Below are 25906 nucleotides of genomic sequence, written 5' to 3' on the forward strand. Positions count from 1 at the left end.
TCCTGGCTTTTTTGCCAGCGGCAGCCCCTGCTGGTAGGGCACGTCTAGTAGCTATCAAACAGGCCTTCAGCAAACGGCACGAAGAAACTGGGGTGCCGAGCGCCGGCGCCCCCGCGGCCGAATGCCTCAGGACATCGGGCCTACCGCGTCATAAATCACTACTTTTTCCCAGTAGCTTGCATATTGGCGTCGAAACTCGTCGTGCAGCGGGTGCTGCTGATAGTTGAGCTCCGCGGCGGCGCTTTCAAAAAAGCACAGCCACGAGTAGGTATACGTGCGGTCGATGACGGAGCGGTCGGTCGCGGCGGGGGTGCCAATGTGCGCCAGCTTGATGGAAGGAATGCCGCGTAGTAGTTGCAGGCCCTCCAGTAGCTGGGCGCGGTCGGCGTCGCTGGCCGTGGCGGGGGTGTAAAACAAGACGTGGTGCACGAAAACGTCAGGAGCGGAGGGGGGCATAGGGCGAGTAGGGGCGGGAAAAGTAAGGTAGGGCAGTAGCAATACACTGCGGGCAACTCAGCGGCAAGCTACACCCCTAATCGGCCGCTCGCAAGTGCTAAGTTCAAGCCTATGCCGCCAGTCGGCGCTACTTTGTTCTAGTACTGCCGGTCTAGTACTGCCAGCGACAAGTCTACCCGGAGGCCGCAGCCATCTAGTCGCCCGTGCGCCGCTTGGTGGTAGGCAGTGCCTAGCACAGTACGCTAAACCTCGCGACTAGCCTGACTACCCAGTCCGGTACTACCCCTAGCATGCTAGCGCAGGTAGCCAAAACGGCGGTGCTGCTATTAGCAATTAGCAAGGCGGGCACGCTGCTAGCGGCAGCCAGCTAGAGTAACGAAGACTTTAGCCCGTTCGCGGTCAAGCATTTCCCGCCTCTGTATTAGCACTGTGCCGAATTGGCGCGGGTAGCTCGTTGTGAACTACTTGCTCCTGCTTGAGCTGCGTGAGCGACCACGTATCGGCCTTAAACTAGCGTGTGAGTTTAAATAAATAAGCTAACTAATAGCTAGTCAGAGGATACGAGGATTTTATACTTTAATCGCATCTAATACCTAGCACTGTAGATTTGAACACCTATATCCGCAGCTGGTAGTGCCCACCTAGCTGGTTACTAGCGAAGTGCGGTGGCCTGGAAGGTAGTTTAATGCGTGAGTTTTTGATTAATAAATAAGTATACTTGAGCTAAATTTTTCAGGTAGCATCTGGCCCGGCCCCGACGTAGCAGCTCCTACGGCAACTGGTCGTAGGATTCTTTTTGCCCTTCTATCCTCACTGCTTCACATGACGGACGAACAGCTTATCGACCAAAAGATTGCCGAAATCGCTGCTACCGCCGACCAGTATCCCGCCGTCGTTATTATCCACCATGTGCCTACGCGCACTGTGCGCTACCTCTCCGAATGGGGCCTGCGCCTGCTTGGTGCCACGCTGGAGAAACTGCGAGCACTGGGGCCTGATTTCTCCCCCACGTATTTCAATGCGGTGGAGTCGGATGAGTACATGGCCCGCGTATTTCAGTTGATGTACGAAAACGAAGTCCCTGATGTACACACGTTTTACCAGCAAGTGCGCACCACCGAACGGCCCGGCTGGAGCTGGTACCTGACTGCCATGCGCCGGCTGCTCACCAACGCGGAGGGCAATCCGCTGCTTGTGATGGGGATGGCTGTTCCGTTGCATCCCGACAACCATTTCGCGGCCAAAGTGCAGCGTCTGATTGATGAAAACGATTTCCTGCGCCAGCACTCCGCTACTTTCTCGCGCCTCACGGCGCGCGAGCGCGAAATATTAGCGCGCCTTAGCCTTAGCCAAAGCTCGTCCGAAATCGCCGAAGCCCTGTTTATCTCGGACCAAACCGTGAATACGCATCGCCGCAATCTGCGCCAGAAACTGGGGGCCACCACCGCCTTCGAACTGGGCCAGTATGCCCGAGCGTTCGACCTGATTTAGGTAGCAGTGGGTTGGCTACTGCCTAAATACGGAATGAGGGGGTAGGCCACGCGTTGGCCTACCCCCTCAAAAGTCGCGTGGCAAATGCAGTTTAATTTTTGCCCGAAGCCTGATTTACCGGGCAAGAGCCGGTGCTGACAGCACCTATTAATTTGCTTCTTCGGCGGTGGTAGGCGCAGCCGCACCTTCGGGCACATTCAGCAGCGTGCCTAGCAGCAAGGCATTACTGAGCAGGCGCGCAGTGCCGTGCCAGTAGGAACGAAAAACCGGGTCGTCGGCAAACAGCACCACGCGCCCCGCGCCTAACTTGCTGACTACCACAGCAGCCGAATTGCTGATTTTCTGCACGTTGCCCTTCGAAACGTAGCCGCTCACCAGCGGCTGGGCGGTGTAGCGTACTACCGTGGTGTACGGGTTGCGGCTAGGCTTCAAAAACGTAGTGCCGTTGCGGAATACGTATAAGTTGCGGCTGGTCAGGCCAAACGCAATGGGGTTGGTCAGGTCCACGTCGGCGCGGTAGATGGAGCCCGCAATGGCGCGGGTGCCTTCCTGCTCCTGGGTTACGAAGTCGGCGCGGCGCGTGGCAACGGAGCCTTTGGTAGCCGCCGTATCGGCCCAGCTCGTGCCAGCCGGGATGAGCAGCTTTTCAGTTACCAAGCCTTGCTTAAGGGCCCATTCTGAAGCATTTTTAATGGTAATGAGCGTGCCGCCCTCCTGCACCCAGCGGCGCAAGCGCTCCACGGTAGGGCGGTCGAGGGCGGTGTACACGCCGCCCACCAGCACCAGCGCCGAGTAGCGACCCAATGGGGCCCGGCCAAAGTTGCTTAGTTCAATCTTACTCAGCGGCAAGCCCAGCTGCTGGCTGGCGTGAAACCAGACCTCGCCCACTTCCGAGGCGTTGGTGCCAGTACCCACTAGCAGGGCCGCCTTGGCCTCGGGCACGGTGCGCACGTTGTTGCTACCCAGGTCAATACCGCCCACGCTAAAACCCGTGCTTACACTCGTAAACGTGACCTGTGCGCGTTGCGCCACCCGGCTCACCACCCGAAATACCGAATCGGCGGGCAGCGCTTGCGCCGCTACCGGCACTACCAGCGTGCCGTAGCCAAAATCGGTTTTGCCGCCCTCCTTGGTGCCGGCGGCGAAAGGCTTGAAGGCTACCTTAGCCAGCACCCCCGCTTGCTGCAAAGCCACCAGTGCCTTTGGTGCATTATAATCAGACCACGGCAGCAGATAGGCGTAGCTCGACTGGCCGCCCACAACGTTGCCAGCCAAGGCTTTAGTAGCCGAAATGGGTGCGCCTTGCACCAGCGTCGCCGCTTTCTGCTTGGCTACCGGCAGGCCGTAGGCGTGGGCGAGGGCCCAGCCCGTCACGTCGTAAAATACGCTGTCGTGAAAGGCCGTCAGCTCCTCAAAAATGGAGTTGACAATGCGGTACTGCGGCTGCACGGTGGGCACTACATAGGCCGCCCCTTTGGTAAAAGTCTGCTTATCCAGCGTCACGTTCTGGCCCAACTCGTGCACTTGCACGTGGTGCAAGAGCAACGTTTCGAGCAACTTGTTGGTGAGGGTAGGGTCTTGGGCGCTGCCAAACACGTAGGCTTTGGTCGGAAACTTACGGGCTTCCGTGAGGGCCGAAGTAAAGAAATCGCGCTGGGCTTTCAGGAATAACTCTTTTTCCTCCACCGCGCCGCGCACGGTGGCCAGCCCAGTGGCCACGTGGTTGCGGATGGTAAAAGGAAACTTCACCACGCCGTTGCTTCCCTCTTGGGCTAGCCCGCGCGAGCTGCCCACCTCAAACGTAATGCCTACCCCCCCTTCAAAATCGGGGTAGGTAGAGCCGTAGATGGGCGAGAGGTTATCAAACTGCTCCTTGGTCCAGTAGAGCGAGCCGAGCTGGTCGAGGGCGCTGGCAAAGTACTTGGCCAGGTGCACGTTGAGTACTTCATACGTCGAGCGCGGCACCAGGTCGTTTTCGGTACTGTGGGGCTTGGAGGGCTCGAAATAGTACGTGCCGTTGGTGCCCATCTCGTGAAAATCGATGAGCACGTTGGGGTACCACTCGTGGTAAAAAGCCATGCGGGCGCGGCTTTCGGGGTGCACTAGGGCCAGCCAGTCGCGGTTGAGGTCGGTGTAGAAGTGGTTGGTGCGGCCGCCGGGCCAGGCCTCGGTGTGCTCCCGGTCGAGCGGGTCGGTCACGGCCGGCCACGACTTATTTTGGTCAAACCAGTGGGTAGCGCGGTCGCGGCCGTCGGGGTTTTCGAGCGGGTCGATGGTCACTACCGATTCGCGCAGCCAGCGCTGTGTTTCGGGGCTGCGCGAGGCCGTGAGGTAGTAGGCCAGCAGCAGGGCCGCCTCGCTGCTGCTGCTCTCGTTGCCGTGCACCCCAAAGTTGAGGCTCACCACCACGGGCAGCTTGGCGTAGGCGGGCGCGGGTAGGGTAGGGTCGGTAAGCCCCCGCCGCTGCGCATGAATCTGGGGCAAATTCTGCTGGTTCTCAGTCGAGGTGATAGTCGCCACGAGTTGCGGGCGCTCCTCATAGGTAGTGCCAATGACACGGGTACTCACCTTATCGCTCACGCGGTCCAGCTCGCGCAGGTAGGCCACAATTTGGTCAGAGCGGGTATAATGCGAGCCAATCGGGTAGCCCAAAAATTGCTCAGGCGTTGGGATGGCCGGGTCAAAATCTTCGGCCTTGGCAGCTGGGAAAAAGTAGCGGCTTTGGGCCGCTACGGGTGCGCCGGCCGCCAGCCCCACGGCTAGCAGCCCAGCAGTTAGGTAGTGCTTAAACATGTGCGTTTGTTTTTTTAAGAAAAAGAAGCGCTGCCTACCCCCAAAAAGTCCGTTATGCCGCGCTCAGCTACCGTGATTCATTCCCCTCAAGTTCCACCCAGAATAGGAAAAAACGGCCCTAGCGCTGCACAACGTCCTTTTTGGTTTGGCAGTTAGTATGTTAATACCCTGGGTTTTGCTCTAAGTCTGGGTCAGCCACAAGGTCGTTGTAGGGGATAGGGAACACCCATTTTTTCTGGTCTGTGACGCCAAGCACGGCGCCGGCGCGGCCCGTGCGTACGAGGTCAAACCAGCGGTCGGCCTCAAAGGCAAACTCCACGCGGCGCTCGTTTTCGATGGCCAGCAGCAGGTCGGCCGCGGTGGCGGCGGTGCTCGCGGGCACCCCAGCGCGGATGCGTACAGCGTTGAGGTCGGCCAGGGCCAGGCTCAGCTTGCCTTGGCGAGCGCGGGCCTCGGCCCGAATCAGGTACAGCTCGGCCACCCGCAGCACGTAGCTGGGGTCGTCGCGCTGGGCCGAGCGGCTGTAGAGGTTGCCGTAGATGGCCGCCGCGCCGTTGATAGTCGTGCTGGCTAGCAGCGCCGAGCGGCCGCCACCCACGGCCGGGTCGTTGAGCAGGGTGATGGCCGCCGGCACGGGCTGAAAATTGTATTGCCCGCCCAGCGCGCTCGGAAACCAGTTGTTCCACATCGTATTCGCGTCGGCGTTGCTGTAGCTGATTTCCAGCACCGATTCGGAGGTCAGAAACGGGGCCGTGGAGAAGGCCCGGTAAGGCGATACCAGGGCGTAGGCGCTGTTACTCAGTACTTGCGTGGCATAAGTTTCGGCGTCGGGCCACTGCTGGCGGTAGAGGTGCAAGCGCGCCCGCAGGCCCCGGGCAGTAGCCTTCACGGCGCGGTTGCGGGTGGTGGCATCGGGCAGCAGGGTTTCAGCCTGGGTAAGGTCAGCCAGCACCTGGTCGTAGGTCTGGGCGAGGGTAGCACGGCGGGTGCCTTGGCCGTTTTCTTTGCTACGGGTGGGCGTGAGCACCAGCGGCACGCCGCCCCAGCCCCGTGCCAAGTCGAAGTACGACAAGGCGCGGATAAAGTAGGCTTCGCCCAGCAGCTGGTTTTTCTCCGTTGTAGTCAGCTGCGGGTCACTGACGCCGGGTAGGCCGGCCAGTAAGTTATTGGCCCCGTTGATGGCTTGGTAAATAAAAGTCCAAGTTTCAGCAATCACCACATTGTCAGCACTCAGCGCATTTTGGTCGATTTGCAGGTACTGATTCAACGTGCCATTAAAACGCACGTTGTCAGCGGGCAAAAACCCTAGAGTAGGCCAGTCGAGCTGGTAGTAGTTCTGCACGCGGTCGTAGGCCCCGAGGGTGGCGGCGCGGGCGCTGGCGGCATCGGTAATGGCGCGGTCGTCGGCGAGCTGCTGCACGGGCTGGGGGTCGAGCAGGTTGGAGCAGCCGCCTACCCCCCCCAAGGCGGGCAGCAGCACGAGCAGGCGGAGAAAATAGTGTTTCATGAGCTTGATAAGGGTTACAATCCGACCGTCAGGCCCACCTGGAAGGTGCGCGGCTGGGGCACGGTGGCCCAGTCGATGTTTTTGGTATTGGCCACGCCGCTCTGGGAGTTTACTTCCGGGTCGAGGCCCGAGTAAGGCGTGATAGTGAAGAGGTTGAGCGCCTGCACGTACACGCGCAGCGAGTTGAGATGGGCCGCGCCAACCAGCGTTTTGGGCAAGGTGTAGCCCAAGGTGATGGTACGCAGCCGAATGAAGGAGCCATCCTCTAGGTAGCGGTCGCTCAGGTTTTGCACCACGCCGCCGTAGTTGTTGCTCGCCGCGTTGGTAGTTAGGCGCGGAATGTCGGTCACGTCGCCCGGCTTTTGCCAGCGGTTGAGCTGGTCGCTCAAGTAGCCAATGTTGCTCTGCGTGCCGCCGTGCACCAGAAAGAAGCGGTTCATATTCATGATTTTAGCGCCCTGTTCAAAGTACAGGTTGAAGCCAAAATCGACCCCTTTCCAATTAAAAGTGTTGGTGACGCCGCCGAAGTAGTTGGGCCAAGCGTTGCCCACCAGCTGGCGGTCGGCCACCGTTATTTGCCCGTCGCCGTTCACGTCCTGGTATTCAGCATCGCCGTTTTCAGGGTTCACGCGGGTTTGGTGGTAGAGCCAAAACGAGTAGAGGGGGGCTCCCTCTTCGAGCCGGAAAATGTCGCGCGAGCCCGCCGTGATGGGGGCGGCCAGCTTTTCTACCCGGTTCACATTGCGGGCAATATTGAAGGTGGTACTCCACTGCACCGTGCTGTTATTGACCCAATTGGCCGTTAGCTGCGCCTCGATGCCTTTGTTGCTCACGGCCCCGTAGTTTTCCAGCTCCGACGAGAAGCCGGTTTTGCGCGGCACTGGCACGTTCAGTAGCAGGCCCGTGGTGGATTTGTCGTAGTAATTCAGCTCCAAAGCCAGGCGGTTTTTGAGCACGGCCACGTCGAGGCCGGCGTTCCACTGCCGAGTAGTTTCCCAGCTCAGGTTGGGGTTGGCGAGCTGGAAAGGAGCCGTGCCGGGCAAGTCGAGGTAGTTGGCGCCGCCTTGCACCAGGCCCCGTGCGGCAAAGTCGCCGATGCCATTCTGGTTGCCGGTGCGGCCGAGGCTAGCCCGCAGCTTCAGCTCATCAAATATTCCCAAGTCCTTGATAAACTGCTCTTCGCCGAGGCGCCAACCCAAACCCACGGCCGGAAAATAGCCCCATTTATTGTTGGTGCCGAAGCGCGAGGAAGCGTCGGCGCGGGCGCTTACATCGGCCGTGTAGCGGTCCTTAAAGCTGTACGTCACTTTGCCGAAAAACGACACCAGCCCCGCCAGCGAGCGGCTCGACGAACCCGTTTGGGTCGCCGCCGAGGCGATGGTCGTCAAGTCATTGCTCGGAAACTGCTGCCCCGCTAAGCTCGTGCGCTGGAAAGTGTTGCGCTGCAAGGTGTTGCCCACTACCGCTTGCAGGGCGTGGTTTTCGCCGAAGGTGGTGCGGTAGTTCAGCGTTTGCTCGTTGAGCAAGGTGATGTCGCGCGAGAGGTAGGAGGTAGCCGTGCCCCGCGGTTGCCCGGCCAAGATGAGCGTGTTGTTGAAATTGTTTTCGTACATGTCGTTGAAGTCGATGCTCCAACTCGTGCGCAAGGTTAGGTTTTGCAACAGTTTGTACTCAGCGTATACGTTCGAAATTACCCGCGTGCCCACCGCGTCGTTGTTCAGATTGTTGATGAGGGCCAGGTGGTTATCGAAGCTGCCGTACTTGGCGTATGAGCCGTCGGTATTGTAAATCGGCAGGTTGGTGCGCGGAAACAGGGCCGAGTTGATGACGCCCACCGGGTTGTTATCGTTGCTGCTCACGTTGCGTTGGGTGCGCGTGAGGGCAGTGCTCGTACCGATGCGCAGCTTGTCGGTTACGGCGTTATCCAGGTTCACCCGGAAGCTGAAACGGTCAAAATTGCTGGGCCGCACAATAGATTCCTGCCGGAAGTAGCCTGCCGCCAGGTAAAACTGCGTTTTGTCGCTACCCCCCGCCGCCGACAGCTGGTAGCTTTGGGTGTGCGCACGCCGAAACACGTCGTTCAGCCGGTCGTAGGTGGGCTGCTCCTCGGGCGTGCCCCTACCCCCCGACGCCACCGAGCGGTACGGCACCAGTGCCGCACTGCCGCCGTCGTTCAGAAAGCGCTCGTTTTCCAGCGTCGCTAGCTGGGGCCCAGTCACTAGGTTGTAGGTTTTGGGCGCCTTCGAGGTGGCCTGATACGTATCGAAAGTGATGCGCGTTTTGGTGTTAGCCTTGCCGCGTTTGGTCTGGATGAGCACTACCCCGTTGGCCCCGCGCGAGCCGTAAATAGCCGTGGCGTTGGCGTCCTTCAGGATTTCAATGCTTTGAATATCCGCCGGATTGATATCGGCAATGGGATTCGACGACACCTGGTTGCCCAGGCCGGTAGCCACCAGGTTGGTGTTATTGATAAACACCCCATCGACCACGTAGAGCGGGTCGTTGCTGGCGTTCACCGAGTTGCTACCCCGGATACGGATAAAGATGCCGCCGCCTGGCACGCCGGAGTTGGCCGATACCTGCACGCCCGGCGCGCGGCCCTGCAAGAGCTGGTCGGCGCTGGCGGCCGGAACGTCCTTGAGCGCATCGCCCTTCACGGTCGAAATGGCGCTGGTAAGCGTGCGGCGGTTCTGTTCGCTGTAGCCCGTTACCACTACTTCGTTGAGTTGCTGCACGTCGGTGGGTAGCGTCACGTCGAGCGGACCGGCCCCCACCTTCACTTCGCGCTTGGCATAGCCTACCGCACTGATAATCAGGGTGGCTCCGGGGGCCACGCCAGGCAGCGAAAAGCGTCCATCGGCATCGGTCGAAGCGCCTTGGGTGGTGCCTTTTACCACCACCGTAGCCCCCGGTAGCGGGGTATGGCTGTCGCCGTCGGTGACGGTGCCAGCGGCCGGGGGCGCCCCGGTAGTTTGGGCCGCCACGAGGCTAGCCTGGCCCAGGCAGAGGGCCAGCACAGCTGCCCGCCCCAGGGAAAGGGTAGTTTTTTTCATAAAGCCAAAAGGGTTGAATGCTGGCCGCGCCGGCAATCGGCGTGGGCTAGGCAAGGCGTGGCCCGGGTTGCTACAGCAGCACTCCTTAGCCCGCTTGCGAGGGACCAGACCAGTTGAAAAAAGCAGGCGGACGCATCCCCCGACGCCGCTCGTGCACAAGCAGCCGGCTGGGCTTAGGAGTCTACCCGCAAAAAAAGGACGCTACTGCTTCGGACGAAACATCTTAGCTAGCAGCTACTTGCCTGCACGACGCAGGCGCACTGCAGCTAGCCAAACTAGCTGAAGCGCGAAAAACGGCAAACCCGAAATGAAAAACAGACGACGCTCTACACCTCCGGTTTGCCTAGCGCATACATGCGCCAGCCAGCGGCCGACAACACGGCCGCAGCGTAACCAGGGGGGTAGGCGAAACTTGGGGGAGTAGGATAGTATCCACGGCAGCTTGTTTTTATATGGTCAGGACTTGGCACCATTCCACACGGTGGGGGTTGCCGGCGGTTCATCGAGCCTGTCTCTCCGCGCCTCTGTATAAAAACCATCCTGTCGTCAGCAGGGGGTTGGTTCGCCAAAGGTAAGGGCCGCTTTTTCAGAAAAGCAACTTATTTTTTCACTTTTGCTTCATTACCCAGCAAAATGGGCCGAGCGCTACAGCGCGCAAGCTTTTCGCCGGTATCGGTTTCGGTAGCAGTGGGCTCTTGCTATTGAGGTGAAAAGCCCGATTTGCCAGCTTAAGCAGTGGGTTCTAAAAAGCTTTGGCCAAGCCTTACTGCTGCACGAGCCGGCACGTTGCCACGCGGCCGCTCTTCGTCTGTACTTGCACCACGTACAGGCCCGCCGGCTGTTCCCGCAAATCCAAGGCGTAGCGCGTGAGCCCGGCCGGGAGCGGCGCCAGCTTCAGTAGCCGGCCTAGGCCGTCAAGTACCCTTACCTGCTGGGCCTCAGCGGGCAGCGCCAGCGTTACGAGGCCCTTGGAGCTAGGGTTAGGGTAGATGTGCACCTGCGGGGAGGCGCTGCCCGGGTCCACTGCCAACACCGTGCTCACGTTGGCCACCCACATGTCGGCCAGCGTAGAGGCATTGGACGCGGCCGTGTTGCCGCCCCACACATAGAGGTTATTGTTATAAATAGCGGCTGCTGCATTGCGGCGTGGCGGCAGGTTGGACGTGAACGAGCGCAGCTGGCCGGTGCGGGTATTGTAAGCAGCTAGGTAACCTTGGTTGGTGAAGTCTCCGACTAGCCACAGCCACTCGCCCTGGGCCACTACGGCTTGGTTAGAAACGGTGGTGGGCAGCGTGCCCAGCGCCTGCCATTGGTTGGTGGCCAGGTCGTAGGCATCCACGCGCGCCGAGTTCACCACCCCGTTGTAGCCACCAATGGCGTAGAGCTTGCCGTTGACGGCGGCTCCGTACGTGGTCTTCGCCTCGGGCGGGGGCCAGGGTCGTCCAGGTGCTGGTCGTGGGGTTGAAAACCCGGAGCTGGTCGGTGTAGGCGCCGCTGGCCAGCTGCCCGCCGTAGGCGTAGAGCAGGCCATTCCAAACAGCTACCGCCGCCGAGGCGGCGGGTAGGGGGTTGCTGAAATTGGTTGCCAGTACCCCATCGCTCGGGCGCAGGCTGGGCATAGTTAGCAGCGGCCCGGTGCTGGTAGCCCCGTTGAGCACGTAAAGCGAGCTGGCACCCAAAACGGGACTGAGCAGCGCCGCTGTGCCTAGGCGGTGTGCCCCCATCTGCCCGCTGCTCAGGGGCCCGCCGCCCCAGCTGTTAGTCAGGGGGTCGTAGCGAAAAAGCTCATTGGTGTAGGCCGTGACGGGACTGCCGCCCCTACCATGTAGAAGTAGCGTTGGTCTTGGCAGTAGCCCATGCCGTAGCGTCCGCCATCTGATGGGTACCGGAGGCAGTGAAGGTGAGCGCGGTTTGAGCGGCCGCACTAATCCAAGCCAAAGCCAGCAGCAGGAAAGCCAGACGAGCGAGCAAGGGAGACATACTGTAGCGAGGTTGACGAGCGAATACCAGGCAAGTAAAGGGCTTCGGCAGGCGCCAGCGCCAGTCAGTAACCCTGCCTTGTAGACATGCGCAAGATGATTCCTTAGTCGGCAGCCCGCATCCGTGCCAGCACGGAATGTAGGAGCCTGGCTTGTAGAACGATAAGCGCCGTAAATTCCGGGGTTGCCACCCTTATTTGGCAACCCCGGCAGGTTGAGCAAATACTAAAAAATTCACGAGGGAGCGGCTAGCGGGCGAATAGATAACATTATGAAAATAAGATACATGCTTCAAATTTATGTTGCTTTAGAATTATTACACATTGATTCATAACTAGTTAATAAGCGACTGATGGTGCAAAAATCGCCTCTAGTAGGCGTAGTGTTAAAAAGGTATAAGGTTCGTAGTGAATTGATTAAAACTTATTAAGCGTTTTAAAACTACTCAAAGGAATAAAAGTAGGGGTATTTTTTTTGGGTCTAAAAACTGGGTTACTAGTCCAAAAAAAAGCCTCTGCCAGTGCTGGCAAAGGCTTTTTTAATACGTTAAAATACCAGTAAAAAACTGGGCAAATGGTAGGCTAAATGGAATAAAAAAGGTACTTTTGGATGTTCTCTTCCTGACTGGTTTTTCAGTCAGTTTAACCCCCTCTCGCATGAGTGAAGTAATAGAAAAGAAAGCCCCTGCCGATTACTCGGCCGATAGCATCCAGGTGCTGGAAGGGCTGGAGGCGGTGCGCAAGCGCCCCAGCATGTACATCGGCGACACGGGTATCAAAGGCCTGCACCACTTGGTATGGGAAGTGGTTGACAACTCTATTGATGAGGCCCTGGCTGGCCATTGCGACCTAATTCAGGTTACCATTAACGAAAACAATTCCATTACCGTCCGCGACAATGGCCGCGGTATTCCCGTGGACTGGCACGCTAAGGAAGGCCGCTCGGCCCTCGAAGTGGTGATGACCGTGCTGCACGCCGGTGGCAAGTTCGACAAAGACAGCTACAAAGTGTCGGGCGGTTTGCACGGGGTAGGCGTGAGCTGCGTAAACGCGCTGAGCATCGACCTCAAGGTGAACGTGCGCCGCAAAGGCCACCTCTACGAGCAAGAATACAGCATTGGCCAGCCGCTCTACCCGGTAAAAGAAATTGGTGATACCGAAGAGCATGGCACGCAGGTGCAGTTTTTGCCCGACCCCACTATTTTCTCCGAAACGGAGTATCGCTACGCCACCATCGCGGGGCGCTTGCGCGACTTGTCGTTCCTCAATAAAGGCATTCGCATTACCCTCACCGACCGCCGCGAAAAGCCGGTGGGCGACGGCGCCGCGGGCCACGTCAACGCCGAGGGCTTCCGCTACGAGGAGTTCTTCTCGGAGGGCGGTCTGCGCGATTTCGTGAAGTACCTCGATGGCACCGAGCGTCCCTCGCTGCTCGCCGAGCCCATTTACGTGGAAAGCGAGAAGGGCGGCACGCCGGTAGAGGTGGCCTTGCAGTACAATACCTCGTACCAGGAAAACGTCTATTCGTACGTCAACAACATCAACACCATCGAGGGGGGCACGCACGTGGCGGGCTTCCGCTCGGCCGTGACGCGGGTGCTGAAGGCCTACGGCGACAAGAGCAAGCTGTTTGAAAAAGCCAAGGTAGAAATCACCGGCGACGACTTCCGCGAGGGCCTCACGGCCGTTATCTCGGTAAAAGTGCAGGAGCCGCAGTTTGAGGGCCAAACCAAAACCAAGCTGGGCAACTCCGAAGTGAGTGGCGCCGTGAACTCGGTGGTAGGTGAGATTTTGGCGCAGTACCTAGAGGAAAACCCCAACCAGGCCAATCGAATCATGGATAAAGTGATTCTGGCGGCTAAGGCGCGCATGGCGGCCCGCAAGGCTAAGGACATGGTGCAGCGCAAGAATATCTTGGGCTCTAACTCCTTGCCCGGCAAGCTGGCCGACTGCTCCGATTCGGACCCCGAAGTGTGCGAACTGTACTTGGTCGAAGGCGACTCGGCCGGTGGCACCGCCAAGCAAGGGCGCAACCGGGCGTTTCAGGCCATCTTGCCGCTGCGCGGTAAAATCCTGAACGTAGAGAAAGCCCAGGAGCACAAGATTCTGGAAAACGAGGAAATCAAGAACATGATTACCGCGCTCGGGGTCACGTTCAACGAGCGCAAGTCGTTGGCGTTTGGCACCGATGACGAGGGCAACGAAACCGGCCCGTTGAACTTTGATAAGCTGCGCTACCACAAAATCATCATCATGACCGATGCTGATATTGACGGCTCGCACATCCGCACGCTCATCCTCACGTTCTTCTTCCGCTACATGCGGGCGCTAGTCGACAACGGCTACATCTACATTGCCCTACCCCCCCTCTACCTCGTGAAGCGGGGCAAGGAGGAGCGCTACTGCTGGACCGAGGACGACCGCGCCGCCGCTACCGACGAGCTAGGCCGCGGCCGCCCCGAAACCGTGAACGTGCAGCGCTATAAAGGCCTGGGCGAGATGAACGCCGAGCAGCTCTGGACTACCACCATGCAGCCCGAAACCCGCACCCTGAAGCGCGTAACGGTAGACTCGGCAGCTGAGGCCGACCACCTCTTTTCGATGCTGATGGGCGATGAAGTAGCTCCCCGTCGCGACTTTATCGAACAGAACGCCAAGTACGCTAAGCTCGACGTGTAAGACCGCGGATTCTACGGATTTTGTGTACGCAAGAAAGGCCACCCAATAGGGTGGCCTTTTTCGTTGTGACAGGTAAGTAGCGGCCATTTTTTGCCGACTAAAAAATCCGCGCTACTCCGGGGTCTAGTAATCGGTGCGGCTTTCTTTGGCGCGCCAGGCCTCGAATGATACCAGGGCTTCGTCGCGCAGGAACTGCTGCATAGGTAGGCGCCGCTCGGGCAGCGGCTTATCAATTTCATCGTAGATGAATTGGTCGTCGAAGCCAATAGCGGCCGCGTCGGCCTTGGTATTGGCGTAGAACACACGGGCTGGGCGGGCCCAATAAATGGCCCCTAGGCACATGGGGCACGGCTCGCAGCTAGTGTAGAGGTCGCAGCCGTCGAGCTGAAACGTGCCGAGCACCTGGCAGGCCTTGCGGATGGCATCGACCTCGGCGTGGCAGGTAGGGTCGAGGGTGCTGGTGACCTGGTTGAAGCCACGGGCGATAATCTGGCCATCCTTAACAATGACTGCACCGAAGGGGCCGCCAAAACCAGCTTGCATTTTTTCGAGCGATAGCTGGATGGCTTCGCGCATGAACGCCGGATTAGGCTGAGGGGAATCTAAAGACATACTGAGACTTTTTCGCCTTTGAAAATCAGTTTGTTGTAAAAATCTATTAATTATTTTATGAAAAGTACGGAATTTTTTGCCTCTAAGCTTGTTAGTGCATCCGTGAAAGAATAGTTTTTTAAGGTGTTTTGGTTGGAAAGACCTATCCCTCTGGGATAGGTCTTTTTTCATGCCCCGCGGGTAAGCTAATAACACCTTGCCGAAGCTTACGGCGCCCAATAAGGAAGGGTAAAAGTAGCGCCTACTGCCAGTATGCTGGTTTTATAGGTGCCTTTCTGCCGGGTTAAAGCTTAACTTTTTGAGAGGTATTGCCCCTACTAAAACGGATACAAGCTGCCTGCCTAACGAGCTGGCTGAGGCTGCTTGGTGGGGGTGGGGCATGGCCAGCGGCGCATGAGAACGCTTGGTTTGCGCTGGTTTTCAGGGCGAATAGCTACCAGTTGCGAAGGGAGAAAATGGTTGGGGGCGCCCGGTGCTGGGTATTTCAAAATACAGAAAAAACTGTAATTTGCGCTACGCTCTCTTTCCCCACCGTAGTATGAACCGGCGCTTAGCTGTTAAAAACCTCTCGCTGCTGGTTGGCGCAGCCACCCTGCTGCCCGCCTGCCTGTCGCAAACCAAATCGGACCAAGCAGCTACGGTATCCCTCAAGCACGTGGCGGTGAGCGCCCCCGAAGAGCAACTGTTGGCGGAGGTATGCGAAACCCTTATTCCTAAGACCGATACGCCTGGGGCAAAAGACTTGGGCCTGCACCGCTACGTACTGAAAATGCTTGATGACTGCACGCCGGCTAAGGAGCAGCAACTCTTTTTGGCTGGCTTGCGGCAGCTGGAGGAGACCTGCCAGCAGCAAATGGGGCAGGCCTTCGGGGAAGGTACCGCGCCGCAGCGCTTGGCCCTGCTGCAACGCATTGACCAGCAGCCACAACAGTTCTCGAAAGAAGTGGTAGGTTTTTACCGCTCGGCGCGGCAACTAACCATCGACGGTTACACCGGCAGCAAGTATTTCATGACCAAGCAAGTGGTGTATGAGCTGGTGCCGGGCCGCTACAACGGCTATTTTCCCGTGAGCAACCTACGCGTAGCAAAGCCGAGCCATGGCCAATCTTAACATCGATAGCGTGAAAGCGCGCACCTTCGACGCCATCGTGATTGGCTCGGGCATGAGTGGGGGCTGGGCCGCGAAAGAGCTTACCGACAAAGGCTTGAAAACCCTGGTGGTGGAGCGTGGCCCCAACGTGCAGCACAACAAAGACTACCCCACCACCAACCTCCGGCCCTGGGAATTTGCGCACGGCGGCAAAGTGCCCACCGATGTGCAAGCCGCCAATCCCATCGCGAGCCGCTGCTACGTCTTTAAGGAGGACGCCATGCATTTTGTGGTGAAGGATGGCGAGCACCCCTACGTGCAAGAAAAGCCGTTTGACTGGATTCGGGGCTACCAGGTGGGCGGCAAGTCGCTGCTGTGGGCCCGCCAAACCCAGCGCTGGAGCGCGTTTGATTTTGAGGGCCCGGCCCGCGACGGGTTTGCCGTAGACTGGCCCATTCGTTACGCCGACCTGGCGCCCTGGTACAGCCACGTCGAGAAGTTTGCCGGCATTAGTGGCCACCGAGATGGCTTGGCCGAGCTGCCCGACGGCGAATTTTTGCCCGCCTACCCCCTCAATGCCGTGGAAGACCATTTTCGGCAGCAGCTGCAGAAAAGCCACCCCGGCCGCCACGTCATCAGTGCGCGCTGCGCGCACTTGTCGAAGCCCCAGCCCATTCATTATGAGCAGGGTAGGGTGCAGTGCCAAAACCGGGTGCTGTGCCAGCGGGGCTGCCCATTCGGCGGGTATTTCAGCAGCAATTCGTCTACCATTCCGTGGGCGCTGAAGTCGGGCCACCTCACGTTGGCCCCTAACTTAGTGGTGCAGACCATTTTGTTTGATGAACAGCAGGGCCGGGCCACGGGCATTCGGGTGGTGGATGCGCATACCAAAGCGACGACGGAATATTATGCGCCCATATTATTTGTGAATGCGGGTGCGCTGAATACCAACTTGTTGCTGCTGAATTCTACTTCGCACCGCTTCCCCGCGGGCTTGGGCAATGACAGCGGGATGCTGGGCAAATTCGTGGCCTTTCATAACTACAGCGCCAAGATGAACGCGGAGTATGAGGGCCTGCAAAACTTCACCACCGATGGGCGTAGCCCGGCGGGCGGCGGCTACCTGCCCCGGTTTCGCAACGTATTTAAGCAAGAAACGGACTTTTTGCGCGGCTACGCTACCAGTTTTGGCGCCTCGCGCGGGTCGGTGCAGCCCGGGCACGGCCTGGGCGCCAGCCTCAAGCAGCAGTTGGAGCGGCCGGCCCTGGGCCCCTGGAAAATATCTGCGGGCATGATGGGCGAAACCATTCCGAAGGAAACCAACTACGTGCGCCTCGACCCTGCGCGCAAAGACGAATGGGGGATGCCTTTGCTGTCGGTATCAGTAGCTTATGACGATAACGATGCCAAGATGAAGCAGGACTTCTTCGAGCAATTTACCGACATGTTTACCCAGGCGGGTTTCACCAATATAGAGGCCCGTGACACGGGCCAGGCGCCGGGCCTCGACATCCACGAGATGGGCGGCGTGCGCATGGGCCGCGACCCCAAAACGTCGCTGCTCAACCAGTGGAACCAGCTGCACGCCTGCCCTAACGTGTACGTCACGGATGGCGCGTGCATGACTTCGACTTCCACCCAAAACCCCTCGCTGACTTACATGGCCCTCACGGCCCGCGCCGTGGACCACGCCGTGGGCGAACTCAAAAAGCAAAACCTGTAGCAGCCCTACCCCCTTGCCTTTTGCCGAGGGGGTAAGGCGCCGCCCGCCGTGCCCAGCTATCTTGTCAAAATATTGATAACCATGCCACAACGCCGCGATTTTCTGAAGCAAATAGGGCTGCTTTCTACCGTTGCTTGGGCCCAGCCAGCGTGGCTACTAGCCGCGCCTACCCCCCTGCCAGTGGGCCTGCAGCTCTACACCCTGCGCGAGTACATTGGCCAGGATGTGAAGGGCGTGCTGGCTAAAGTGGCCCGTGCCGGCTACAAAGAGGTAGAAACTTACGGCTACAGCCCTAAAAAGCACTTCTGGGGCTTGACGCCCGCCGCGTTTAAGGCGGTGCTGGCGGCCAACGGCCTGCGCACTACCAGCGGGCATTATGAATTTGGGGCGTTTATGCACGACGGCAACGAGGCGAGCCTCCAGCCGATTATCGAAGCGGCCCGGGCCTGCGGGCAAACGTATGTGGTGGTGCCGCACCTCGATGAAAACGTGCGCGCCACTGCCGCCGACTTCCTAACCGTGACGGCCCGGCTCAACAGGGCGGGGGCGCTGTGCAAAGCGGCGGGCCTGAAGCTGGCGTATCATAACCACGACTTTGAATTTAAGGTGCTGGGCGGCACCACCTTGTACGACGTCATGCTGAAAGAAACCGACCCCGCTTTGGTGGATTTTGAGATGGATGTGTACTGGGTAGTGCGGGCCGGGCAGGACCCCGTAAAGCTGCTGCAAGCCCACCCTAAGCGCTTTCCGCTGTGGCATATTAAAGACATGGACAAGGCCCACCCCGAGTTGAACACCGAGGTGGGGGTAGGCTCGATTGACTACCGAAAGCTGATGGCCTACGCGGGGGTGGCCGGGCTGAAGCACGTGTTTATGGAGCAAGAAAACTTTGCAATGAATGCCTACCAGAGCATCGCCCAAAGCGCCGCCTACATTAAAAAGAACTTGCTGGCTGCGCCCAGAAGGAGCTAGCTGGTAGTAGCGCGGGCGCGCAGGGCCTGCGCTGCGCTGCAAATTGGGCGCTGCCAAGAGTAGCCCGCGCATCTTAACTTGCGCCAGGACCGGCCTTTGCCAAAAGGAAGTAAACGGCCCGCTACCTGATGCGACACTTGTATCTACTGTTATGGCTGCTGGCCGGGAGCCAGGCTCAGGCCCAATACTTTAGCCCGGCTGAAGTAACCCGCTGGCGGCAGCAGGCCCAGCGCGTCAGTATTGTGCGCGACAACTGGGGCGTGCCGCACATAACGGGCAAAACCGATGCCGATGCCGTGTTTGGCCTGCTCTACTCGCAGTGCGAAGACGATTTTGCGCGCGTCGAGGACAACTACATCAACGCCCTGGGCCGCCAGGCTGAGGTAGACGGCGAGGCCCTGCTGTACCAGGATTTGCGCCAGCGTCTGTTCATGGATTCGACGCGCGCCGTGGCCACCTACGCCCGTAGCCCGCGCTGGATGAAGGACTTACTGAATGCCTTCGCCGATGGCACCAACTACTACCTGGCCACGCACCCCACGGTGCAGCCGCGGCTGCTGCGCCGGTTTCAGCCCTGGATGCCGCTGCTGTTTAGCGAGGGTAGCATTGGCGGCAACGTGAGCGTAGTGCCGCTCGAGCGCCTCAAGGCGTTTTATAGCCAGCAAAAAGGCACGTCGTGGCAGCGGCCCGATTTTGAACAGGCCGAGCGCGAGCCGGTGGGCTCCAACGGCTTCGCCATTGCGCCCACCAAAAGTGCCAGCGGCCACGCGCTGCTGCTCATCAACCCGCATACGTCGTTCTACTTCCGCTCCGAAGTGCAGATGACGAGCGCCGCGGGCCTCAACGCCTACGGCGCCGTAACGTGGGGGCAGTTTTTTGTTTACCAAGGCTTTAACGAGAAATGCGGCTGGATGCATACTTCCAGCCAAGCCGACTCGATGGATGAGTACCTGGAGACGGTGAGCGAACAGGGCGGCAAGTTCTTTTACCAGTATGCGGGCAAGCAGCTGCCAGTACTCACCGATACGCTCTCGCTGCGCTACCTGAAGGATGGGCAGCGGCTGCGGCGGCGCTTCACCACCTACCGCACGCCGCACGGCCCAGTGGTGGGCAAAGTGGGCGAAAAGTGGCTGACGGTGAAGATGATGGACACGCCGCTGCAAGCCCTGGAGCAGTCGTACCTGCGCACCAAAGCCCACGACTACGCCAGTTTTCGGGAGGTGATGCGCCTGAACGGCAACGCCTCGAACAACACCGTTTTTGCCGATGCCACGGGCACTATTGCCTACTGGCACGGCAATTTTATGCCCCGCCGCCCGGCCGGCTACGACTATAGCCAGCCCGTGGACGGCAGCACCGCCGCCACCGAGTGGCAGGGCCTGCACAAAGTGGAGGAACTGGTGCAGGTGCGCAACCCGGCCAGCGGCTTTATCCAAAATTGTAACTCGACGCCCTTCACCGTAGCAGGGGGGGGTAGCAGCCCCGATAAAAAGCAGTACCCCAGCTACATGGCGCCCGATGCCGAAAACTACCGCGGCCTAAACGCGGTGCGGGTGCTGAGCCGCAAAAAGGCGTTTACCCTCGATACGCTCATCGCCGCGGCCAACGACCCGCACCTGGCGGGCTTTGAGGAGCTATTGCCCGCGCTGTTTGCCGATTATCAAACCACGCTCGATGCGGCGGGCGGCGAGGTGCCCCGGGGGGTAGGGCCAGCTATTGAAATCTTGCGCAATTGGGACCTGAACTACAGTACTACTTCAGTGGCCCAAACGCTGGCCATTTATTGGGGCGAGCGCGTGCAGCGGCTGGCGCGCAGCCGTGTGCCGGCCGGCCAGGCGCTAGATTACTTGAGCCTCACGGCATTCACCATCGCCCACACTACCCCCGAAGAAAAGCTCAACGCGCTGGCCGAAACCCAGGCCGAGCTCACCCGCGACTTTGGCCGCTGGCAGCTGCCCTGGGGCGAGGTAAACCGCTACCAGCGCCTGACGGGCCGCATCAACGAAACGTTTGACGACCAGCAGCCGAGCAGGCCGGTGGCGTTCACGTCGTCGGCTTGGGGCTCGCTGGCGGCGTTTGGCGCGCACACCTACCCCGGCACCAAGAAGCGCTACGGGGGGGTAGGCAACAGCTTTGTGGCGGTGGTGGAGTTTGGCCCCCGCGTGGTGGCCCGCTCCGTCGTGACGGGCGGCCAGGCCAGCCGGCCCGACTCGCCGCACTTCACCGACCAGGCACCGCTGTATTGCGAAGGCCAGTTTAAAGACGTGCTATTTTACCCTGAGGATGTGCAGAAGCACGCCGAGCGCACCTACCACCCCGGCGAGTAGGGGCTGAAAAAGTGAGCGTGAAAGGGTAGCAAAAAAGCGCGTCATGCGGACGAAGGAAGCATCTTGGTCGCCTCATCTGCCCGACTGAGCGAACCTGAGAAGCTGCTTCCTTCGTCCGTATGACAAGGTTTAAAAGTAATTGACTACATGAAAATCAGCCGCATCCTGGGCTTTTGCTGCCTGCTACTACCCCCCTTAGCTAGCCGCGCCCAAGCCCCACCCGCGGCTCTGCTGCTGCGCCCCGCCGCCGTGTTCGACGGCCAGGACCTGCACCCCGGTTGGGCCGTGCTGGTAGAAGGCACCAAAATCACTGCCGCGGGCCCGGCCGACCAGCTGAAAGCTCCGGCTGGCGCGCGCACCCTGGAGCTGCCGGGCCTTACGCTGCTGCCGGGCCTCATCGAAGGGCATTCGCACCTGCTGCTGCACCCCTACAACGAAACCAGCTGGAACGACCAGGTGCTCACCGAGCCGCTAGCCTTGCGCGTGGCCCGCGCCACCGTGCACGCCCAGCGCACGCTGCTGGCCGGCTTCACCACCGCCCGCGACCTTGGCACCGAAGGCGCCGACTACGCCGATGTGGGTATTAAACAAGCAATTGACCAAGGCATTATTCCCGGCCCGCGGCTGCTGGTGGCTACCCGGGCGCTGGTAGCTACCGGCAGCTACGGGCCGCACCTGGCGGGCGTCGAAAACCTGCCCCAGGGCGCCCAGGAAGCCGATGGGGTAGATGGCCTGGTGCGGGCCGTGCGCGAGCAAATCGGCCACGGCGCCGACGTTATCAAAGTGTACGCCGACTACCGCTGGGGCCTGGGCGGCACTGCGCAACCCACCTTTTCGCAGGAAGAACTTACTCTCATCGTGCAAACGGCCCGCTCGGCGGGGCGGGGGGTAGTGGCCCACGCCAGCACCGCCGAGGGCATGCGCCGCGCCGTGCTGGCCGGCGTCGAAACTATTGAGCACGGCGACGGCGGCACCCCGGAAGTATTTCGCCTCATGAAGCAGCGCGGGGTAGCGCTTTGCCCCACGGTGGCTGCCACCGACGCCACCTCGCAGTATAAAGGCTGGAAAAAAGGCCAGGACCCTACCCCCCCGCGCGTGGCCGACAAGCACCGCGCCGTGCAAGCCGCCCGCCAAGCCGGCGTGACGCTGGTGATGGGCGGCGACGTGGGCGTATTTGCCCACGGCGACAACGCCCGCGAACTGGAGCTGCTGGTGCAAGACTACGGCCTAAGCCCGCTCGAAGTGCTGCGCGCCGCTACCAGCGGCAACGCGCAAGTACTGCACCTGCCCGACCGCGGCCGCGTGGCCCCCGGCCTGCTCGCCGACCTGGTAGCCGTCGCCGGCGACCCCACCCACCAAGTCGAAACCCTGCGCCAAGTGCGCCTCGTGCTGAAAGGCGGCGTGCTCTACCGCCAGCCCTGAGGGGTGGGGTAGGGCCGCCGCCTGCTATTATTACGTCAATTTACTTTAAGAACCCCCTGCAAAATATGGCGAACGCCTCCGTTAAAAAACAAGCCCTTTTTGAAGAAATAGCCCAGCGGCTGCACCAGCAAGGCTTCACCGTGGTGCAAGAAGACCAATCGCGGCCCTGGGGCGGCTTTTTTGTGCTTGATGAAAGCCAAGCTCAGGCCTTTGCCGATGCCTATTTCAGCGGTTTGTCGGTTGATAAACTGCGCATTTCGGGCAAGCTCAGCCCCAAGATTTTGCTCGTAGCGCCGCACCAGCGCCTTTCGTGGCAATACCACTACCGCCGCGCCGAAATCTGGCGCGTAGTAGAAGGCCCCGTGGGCATCGCCATCAGCGACACCGACACCGAGGGCGAGGTGAAAGACTACCAGCCCGGCGAGCAAATAATGCTTACCCAGGGCCAGCGCCACCGCCTCGTGGGCCTGGGCGGCTGGGGCGTGGTCGCCGAAATCTGGCAGCATACCGACGCGGATAAGCCTTCGGACGAAGACGACATCGTGCGGGTGCAAGACGACTTTGGCCGCTAAGCCCTGCTTGTAATGTCGCAGTGCCGCGGCCCGCTGGCACTGCGTGCAAAAGCCTGGCTTTACCCCGCGTAGAGCCAGGCTTTTTGTTGAAAAATGGGCTTCAGTGAGTAGGAGGGGGTAGGGAGGAGCAAGGGATAATCGTAGTATTTCACCATGAAAAAGAACCTATTAGGCGCAGCTTTGCTCTTGGCCAGCGCCGTGTTTGCGCAGCAGCCAGTGGCTGCCCAAGTCCTCAATCCGGCCGATTTGGTAGACCCCTTGATGGGCACCGATTCCAAGCCCGACCTCTCGAATGGCAATACCTACCCCGCCATCGCCCGGCCCTGGGGCATGAACTGCTGGATGCCGCAAACCGGCAAAATGGGCAACGGCTGGGCCTACCAGTACGGTGCCGATAAAATCCGCGGCTTCAAGCAAACCCACCAGCCCTCGCCCTGGATGAACGACTACGGCCAGTTTGCCCTGATGCCGGGCACCGGCCGCACCAAGGTGGGGGAGGACGAGCGCGCCAGTTGGTTTTCGCACAAAACGGAGGTGGCCCGCCCTTACTACTACAGTGTGTACCTGGCTGACTATGATGTAGTAACCGAAATAGCGCCCACCGAGCGGGCCGCCCGCTTCCGCTTCACGTTTCCGCGCACCGACTGCGCCTACGTGGTACTCGATGCTTTTGATAAAGGCTCGATGGTGCAGTTGCTGCCCGCCCAAAACCGCTTGGTGGGCTACACCACCAAGAACAGCCGCGGCGTGCCGGCCAACTTCAAAAACTACTTCGTGGTGGAGTTCGACCATCCGTTTGCCAGTGCCCAGCTGTTTAATGGCAACGCGCTGGCCGCCAACCTATCCGAGCTCAGTGCCGACCACGTGAGCGCAGCCGTGAGCTTCCGCACGCGCCGCGGCGAGCAGGTACAGGCTCGCATAGCGTCGTCGTTTATCAGCCTCGAGCAGGCCGAACGCAATTTGCAAGAAATTGGCGCCGACGACTTTGAAACCGTGAAACAGAAGGGCCAGGCTGCCTGGAACCAGGCGCTGAGCCGCGTCGAAATTGGGGGCGGCACCGACGAGCAGCAGCGCACGTTTTACTCGTGCCTGTACCGCTCGCTGCTGTTTCCGCGCAAGTTTTACGAACTGGATGCCGCGGGCCAGCCCATCCACTATAGCCCGTACAATGGGCAAGTGCGGCCGGGGTTTCTATACACCGACACCGGTTTTTGGGACACCTTTCGGGCCTTGTTTCCGCTGCTCAACCTGCTCTACCCCGCCGAAAATGCCCAAATGCAGGCCGGCCTGGCCAGTGCCTACCGCGAGGGCGGCTGGCTACCCGAGTGGGGCAGCCCCGGCTACCGCAACGTGATGGTGGGCAATAATTCGGCTTCGGTGGTGGCCGAAGCTTACCTCAAGGGCGCCCGCGGCTACGACATCAACACCCTCTACGAAGCCTTGGTGCACGGCGCCAACCACGCTGGCCCGCTGCAAGCCGTGGGCCGTGCCGGCGTCGAGTACTACAACAAACTCGGTTACGTGCCTTACGATGTCAAAATCAACGAGAGTGCCGCCCGTACCCTCGAATACGCCTACGACGACTTCGCCATCGCGCAGCTAGCCAAGGCCTTGAAGCGGCCCAAGAAGGAAATTGACCTCTACACCCAGCGCAGCCAGAACTACCGCAAGCTCTTCGATGCGCAAACCGGCCTGATGCGCGGCCGCAACCAAAACGGCACGTTTCAGGCGCCGTTCAACCCCTTTAAGTGGGGCGATGCTTTCACCGAAGGCAATAGCTGGCACTACACTTGGTCGGTGTTTCACGACGTGCAGGGCCTGATGAATTTGATGGGGGGTAGGCAAAACTTCGTGGCCAAGCTAGATACCGTGTTCACGCTGCCGCCCACCTTCGACGAGTCGTACTACGGCGAGGTGATTCACGAAATTCGGGAGATGCAAATCGTGCACATGGGCCAGTACGCGCACGGCAACCAGCCGGCCCAGCACATTATTTACCTCTACAACTACGCCGGCCAGCCCTGGAAAGCGCAGTACTGGGCCCGCGAAACCATGAACCGCCTCTACCGCCCTACCCCCGACGGCTATTGCGGCGACGAGGACAACGGCCAAACGTCGGCGTGGTACGTGTTTTCGGCGCTGGGCTTCTACCCCGTGTGCCCGGCCAGCGACCAGTACGTGCTCGGCGCGCCGCTCTTCCCCAAGGCGACGCTGCACCTGCCCGGCGGCCACGACGTAGTGCTGAACGCGCCGGCTAACAGCGCTGCCAATCGCTACATCAAAAGCCTGACGCTCAACGGCCAGCCCTATGAGCATAACTGGCTGAGCCACGCTGCTTTGCAGCAAGGTGCCACGCTCAACTTTGAGATGGGCCCAACGCCCAACACCGTCCGCGGCACCCAACCGACCGATGCGCCGTACTCGTTCTCTAAGCCGCAGTAAGCGAACTTATGGCTGGCGGCGCGGCTTACCTTCGTAGGGATTTTGCCCCCGCATCGCGTTATGAAGCAACTTGTTGAAAAACACCCCTTGGCCATTCGCTGGTTTCACTGGGTTAACTTCCCGGTCCTCAGCCTGATGATATGGAGCGGCCTGTGGATATACTGGGCCAACGACATTTACCGCATTGGCTGGGGCCAAACGACGCTGTTCAAGTTTTTTCCGCAGTCGTTCTACGACACGTTTGGCATGACCCACAAGCTGGCGCAGGGCATGAACTGGCATTTTATGCTGATGTGGCTGTTCTTCGCCAATGGCCTGCTCTACGTGCTTTACACCCTGTTTTCGGGCGAGTGGCGCTACTTGCTGCCCAACCGCCACTCGCTGCGCGAAGCCTGGCAAGTGACGCTGCACGACCTAGGCCTGCGCAAAACAGCCCCGCCCGTGCAGAAATACAACGGAGCCCAGCGCATTGCCTACACCGCCGTCATTTTGATGGGGGTAGGGTCGCTGCTTACGGGGCTGGCCATTTATAAGCCAGTGCAGTTTGGCTGGCTCACGCAAGGGCTGGGCGGCTACGAAGCGGCGCGGGTGCAGCACTTCGTGCTCACGCTGGGCTACGTGTTGTTTTTTGTGGTGCACGTGGCCCAAGTAGTGCGCGCCGGCTGGAACAATTTTCGCTCAATGGTGGCGGGCTTTGAGGTGGAAGACGTGCCCACGACCGGCGCGGCTTCCCCGGTCCTAGCCCAGCGCGACCCCGACGCCAAAGCTTAAGTAATAATCCGTTATCCT

The 25906-nt window shown here is 59.9% G+C and carries 18 protein-coding genes and 1 riboswitch; of the genes, 10 read left to right on the forward strand and 8 right to left on the reverse strand.

Features of this window, described 5'->3' with window-relative positions; genetic code table 11:
• Positions 1-126: 126 nt before the first annotated feature.
• On the reverse strand, positions 127-456 hold the full coding sequence (locus GO988_RS02605) for a Dabb family protein (RefSeq protein ID WP_157561967.1): 330 nt from the start codon (positions 454-456) through the stop codon (positions 127-129).
• A gap of 822 nt (positions 457-1278) precedes the next feature.
• Here GO988_RS02605 and GO988_RS02610 point away from each other — a divergent pair.
• Positions 1279-1947 (forward strand): LuxR C-terminal-related transcriptional regulator, encoded by a 669-nt coding sequence (locus GO988_RS02610; RefSeq protein WP_157561968.1) that lies wholly within the window; start codon positions 1279-1281, stop codon positions 1945-1947.
• Between the two features lie 147 nt (positions 1948-2094).
• Here GO988_RS02610 and GO988_RS02615 read toward each other — a convergent pair whose 3' ends face one another.
• The 6 genes from GO988_RS02615 to GO988_RS23715 form a co-directional block, all read right to left on the reverse strand.
• Positions 2095-4740: a M14 family zinc carboxypeptidase gene (locus GO988_RS02615; protein ID WP_157561969.1), complete on the reverse strand. Its 2646-nt coding sequence runs from the start codon at positions 4738-4740 to the stop codon at positions 2095-2097.
• A gap of 160 nt (positions 4741-4900) precedes the next feature.
• Entirely contained in the window at positions 4901-6247 is a 1347-nt protein-coding gene (locus GO988_RS02620) for a RagB/SusD family nutrient uptake outer membrane protein (protein ID WP_157561970.1), read from the reverse strand.
• A 14-nt stretch (positions 6248-6261) separates the two neighbouring features.
• The gene (locus GO988_RS02625) at positions 6262-9300 is read right to left on the reverse strand and encodes a SusC/RagA family TonB-linked outer membrane protein (protein WP_157561971.1); all 3039 of its coding nucleotides are present in this window, start codon (positions 9298-9300) and stop codon (positions 6262-6264) included.
• A gap of 445 nt (positions 9301-9745) precedes the next feature.
• A riboswitch (SAM riboswitch) is annotated at positions 9746-9835 on the reverse strand.
• 228 nt (positions 9836-10063) lie between these two features.
• Positions 10064-10657 (reverse strand): T9SS type A sorting domain-containing protein, encoded by a 594-nt coding sequence (locus tag GO988_RS24530; RefSeq protein ID WP_198172479.1) that lies wholly within the window; start codon positions 10655-10657, stop codon positions 10064-10066.
• Positions 10572-11024 (reverse strand): Kelch repeat-containing protein, encoded by a 453-nt coding sequence (locus GO988_RS23710; RefSeq protein WP_198172480.1) that lies wholly within the window; start codon positions 11022-11024, stop codon positions 10572-10574. Before GO988_RS23710 ends, GO988_RS24530 begins: the two co-directional genes overlap by 86 nt.
• Before the next feature lie 94 nt (positions 11025-11118).
• A complete protein-coding gene (locus GO988_RS23715) occupies positions 11119-11280 on the reverse strand; it encodes a hypothetical protein (protein ID WP_198172481.1) in 162 nt (53 codons plus the stop codon).
• Between the two features lie 655 nt (positions 11281-11935).
• Here GO988_RS23715 and gyrB point away from each other — a divergent pair.
• Positions 11936-13957: a DNA topoisomerase (ATP-hydrolyzing) subunit B gene (gyrB, locus tag GO988_RS02640; RefSeq protein ID WP_157561974.1), complete on the forward strand. Its 2022-nt coding sequence runs from the start codon at positions 11936-11938 to the stop codon at positions 13955-13957.
• Positions 13958-14080: 123 nt separating this feature from the next.
• Here gyrB and GO988_RS02645 read toward each other — a convergent pair whose 3' ends face one another.
• Complete coding sequence (locus GO988_RS02645; RefSeq protein ID WP_157561975.1) at positions 14081-14569, reverse strand: nucleoside deaminase; 489 nt, start codon at positions 14567-14569, stop codon at positions 14081-14083.
• 538 nt (positions 14570-15107) lie between these two features.
• Between GO988_RS02645 and GO988_RS02650 the strand changes: the two genes are divergently transcribed.
• From GO988_RS02650 to GO988_RS02685, 8 genes are all read left to right on the forward strand, one after another.
• On the forward strand, positions 15108-15680 hold the full coding sequence (locus GO988_RS02650; protein WP_157561976.1) for a gluconate 2-dehydrogenase subunit 3 family protein: 573 nt from the start codon (positions 15108-15110) through the stop codon (positions 15678-15680).
• Entirely contained in the window at positions 15667-17382 is a 1716-nt protein-coding gene (locus GO988_RS02655) for a GMC oxidoreductase (protein ID WP_157561977.1), read from the forward strand. The genes GO988_RS02650 and GO988_RS02655 overlap by 14 nt, the downstream gene beginning before the upstream one ends.
• An 81-nt stretch (positions 17383-17463) precedes the next feature.
• Positions 17464-18354, forward strand: a complete 891-nt coding sequence (locus GO988_RS02660; protein WP_157561978.1) for a sugar phosphate isomerase/epimerase family protein — start codon at positions 17464-17466, stop codon at positions 18352-18354.
• A 128-nt stretch (positions 18355-18482) separates the two neighbouring features.
• The gene (locus GO988_RS02665; RefSeq protein WP_157561979.1) at positions 18483-20681 is read left to right on the forward strand and encodes a penicillin acylase family protein; all 2199 of its coding nucleotides are present in this window, start codon (positions 18483-18485) and stop codon (positions 20679-20681) included.
• A gap of 147 nt (positions 20682-20828) precedes the next feature.
• On the forward strand, positions 20829-22103 hold the full coding sequence (locus GO988_RS02670; RefSeq protein ID WP_157561980.1) for a metal-dependent hydrolase family protein: 1275 nt from the start codon (positions 20829-20831) through the stop codon (positions 22101-22103).
• A gap of 65 nt (positions 22104-22168) precedes the next feature.
• Positions 22169-22675: a cupin domain-containing protein gene (locus GO988_RS02675; RefSeq protein WP_157561981.1), complete on the forward strand. Its 507-nt coding sequence runs from the start codon at positions 22169-22171 to the stop codon at positions 22673-22675.
• A 153-nt stretch (positions 22676-22828) separates the two neighbouring features.
• A complete protein-coding gene (locus GO988_RS02680; RefSeq protein ID WP_157561982.1) occupies positions 22829-25117 on the forward strand; it encodes a GH92 family glycosyl hydrolase in 2289 nt (762 codons plus the stop codon).
• Positions 25118-25177: 60 nt separating this feature from the next.
• Positions 25178-25888 (forward strand): cytochrome b/b6 domain-containing protein, encoded by a 711-nt coding sequence (locus GO988_RS02685; RefSeq protein WP_157561983.1) that lies wholly within the window; start codon positions 25178-25180, stop codon positions 25886-25888.
• The last annotated feature ends 18 nt before the right edge of the window (positions 25889-25906 follow it).

This window comes from Hymenobacter ginkgonis (genome assembly GCF_009755225.1).
GTDB classification, from domain to species: domain Bacteria; phylum Bacteroidota; class Bacteroidia; order Cytophagales; family Hymenobacteraceae; genus Hymenobacter; species Hymenobacter ginkgonis.

Excerpts from the sequence above, each read along its gene's own strand:
- GO988_RS02605 (WP_157561967.1), bottom strand. The coding sequence starts at position 456 with ATGCCCCCCTCCGCTCCTGACGTTTTCGTGCACCACGTCTTGTTTTAC.
- GO988_RS02610 (WP_157561968.1), top strand. The coding sequence starts at position 1,279 with ATGACGGACGAACAGCTTATCGACCAAAAGATTGCCGAAATCGCTGCT.
- GO988_RS02615 (WP_157561969.1), bottom strand. The coding sequence starts at position 4,740 with ATGTTTAAGCACTACCTAACTGCTGGGCTGCTAGCCGTGGGGCTGGCG.
- GO988_RS02620 (WP_157561970.1), bottom strand. The coding sequence starts at position 6,247 with ATGAAACACTATTTTCTCCGCCTGCTCGTGCTGCTGCCCGCCTTGGGG.
- GO988_RS02625 (WP_157561971.1), bottom strand. The coding sequence starts at position 9,300 with ATGAAAAAAACTACCCTTTCCCTGGGGCGGGCAGCTGTGCTGGCCCTC.
- GO988_RS23710 (WP_198172480.1), bottom strand. The coding sequence starts at position 11,024 with ATGGGGGCACACCGCCTAGGCACAGCGGCGCTGCTCAGTCCCGTTTTG.
- GO988_RS23715 (WP_198172481.1), bottom strand. The coding sequence starts at position 11,280 with ATGTCTCCCTTGCTCGCTCGTCTGGCTTTCCTGCTGCTGGCTTTGGCT.
- gyrB (WP_157561974.1), top strand. The coding sequence starts at position 11,936 with ATGAGTGAAGTAATAGAAAAGAAAGCCCCTGCCGATTACTCGGCCGAT.
- GO988_RS02645 (WP_157561975.1), bottom strand. The coding sequence starts at position 14,569 with ATGTCTTTAGATTCCCCTCAGCCTAATCCGGCGTTCATGCGCGAAGCC.
- GO988_RS02650 (WP_157561976.1), top strand. The coding sequence starts at position 15,108 with ATGAACCGGCGCTTAGCTGTTAAAAACCTCTCGCTGCTGGTTGGCGCA.
- GO988_RS02655 (WP_157561977.1), top strand. The coding sequence starts at position 15,667 with ATGGCCAATCTTAACATCGATAGCGTGAAAGCGCGCACCTTCGACGCC.
- GO988_RS02660 (WP_157561978.1), top strand. The coding sequence starts at position 17,464 with ATGCCACAACGCCGCGATTTTCTGAAGCAAATAGGGCTGCTTTCTACC.
- GO988_RS02665 (WP_157561979.1), top strand. The coding sequence starts at position 18,483 with ATGCGACACTTGTATCTACTGTTATGGCTGCTGGCCGGGAGCCAGGCT.
- GO988_RS02670 (WP_157561980.1), top strand. The coding sequence starts at position 20,829 with ATGAAAATCAGCCGCATCCTGGGCTTTTGCTGCCTGCTACTACCCCCC.
- GO988_RS02675 (WP_157561981.1), top strand. The coding sequence starts at position 22,169 with ATGGCGAACGCCTCCGTTAAAAAACAAGCCCTTTTTGAAGAAATAGCC.
- GO988_RS02680 (WP_157561982.1), top strand. The coding sequence starts at position 22,829 with ATGAAAAAGAACCTATTAGGCGCAGCTTTGCTCTTGGCCAGCGCCGTG.
- GO988_RS02685 (WP_157561983.1), top strand. The coding sequence starts at position 25,178 with ATGAAGCAACTTGTTGAAAAACACCCCTTGGCCATTCGCTGGTTTCAC.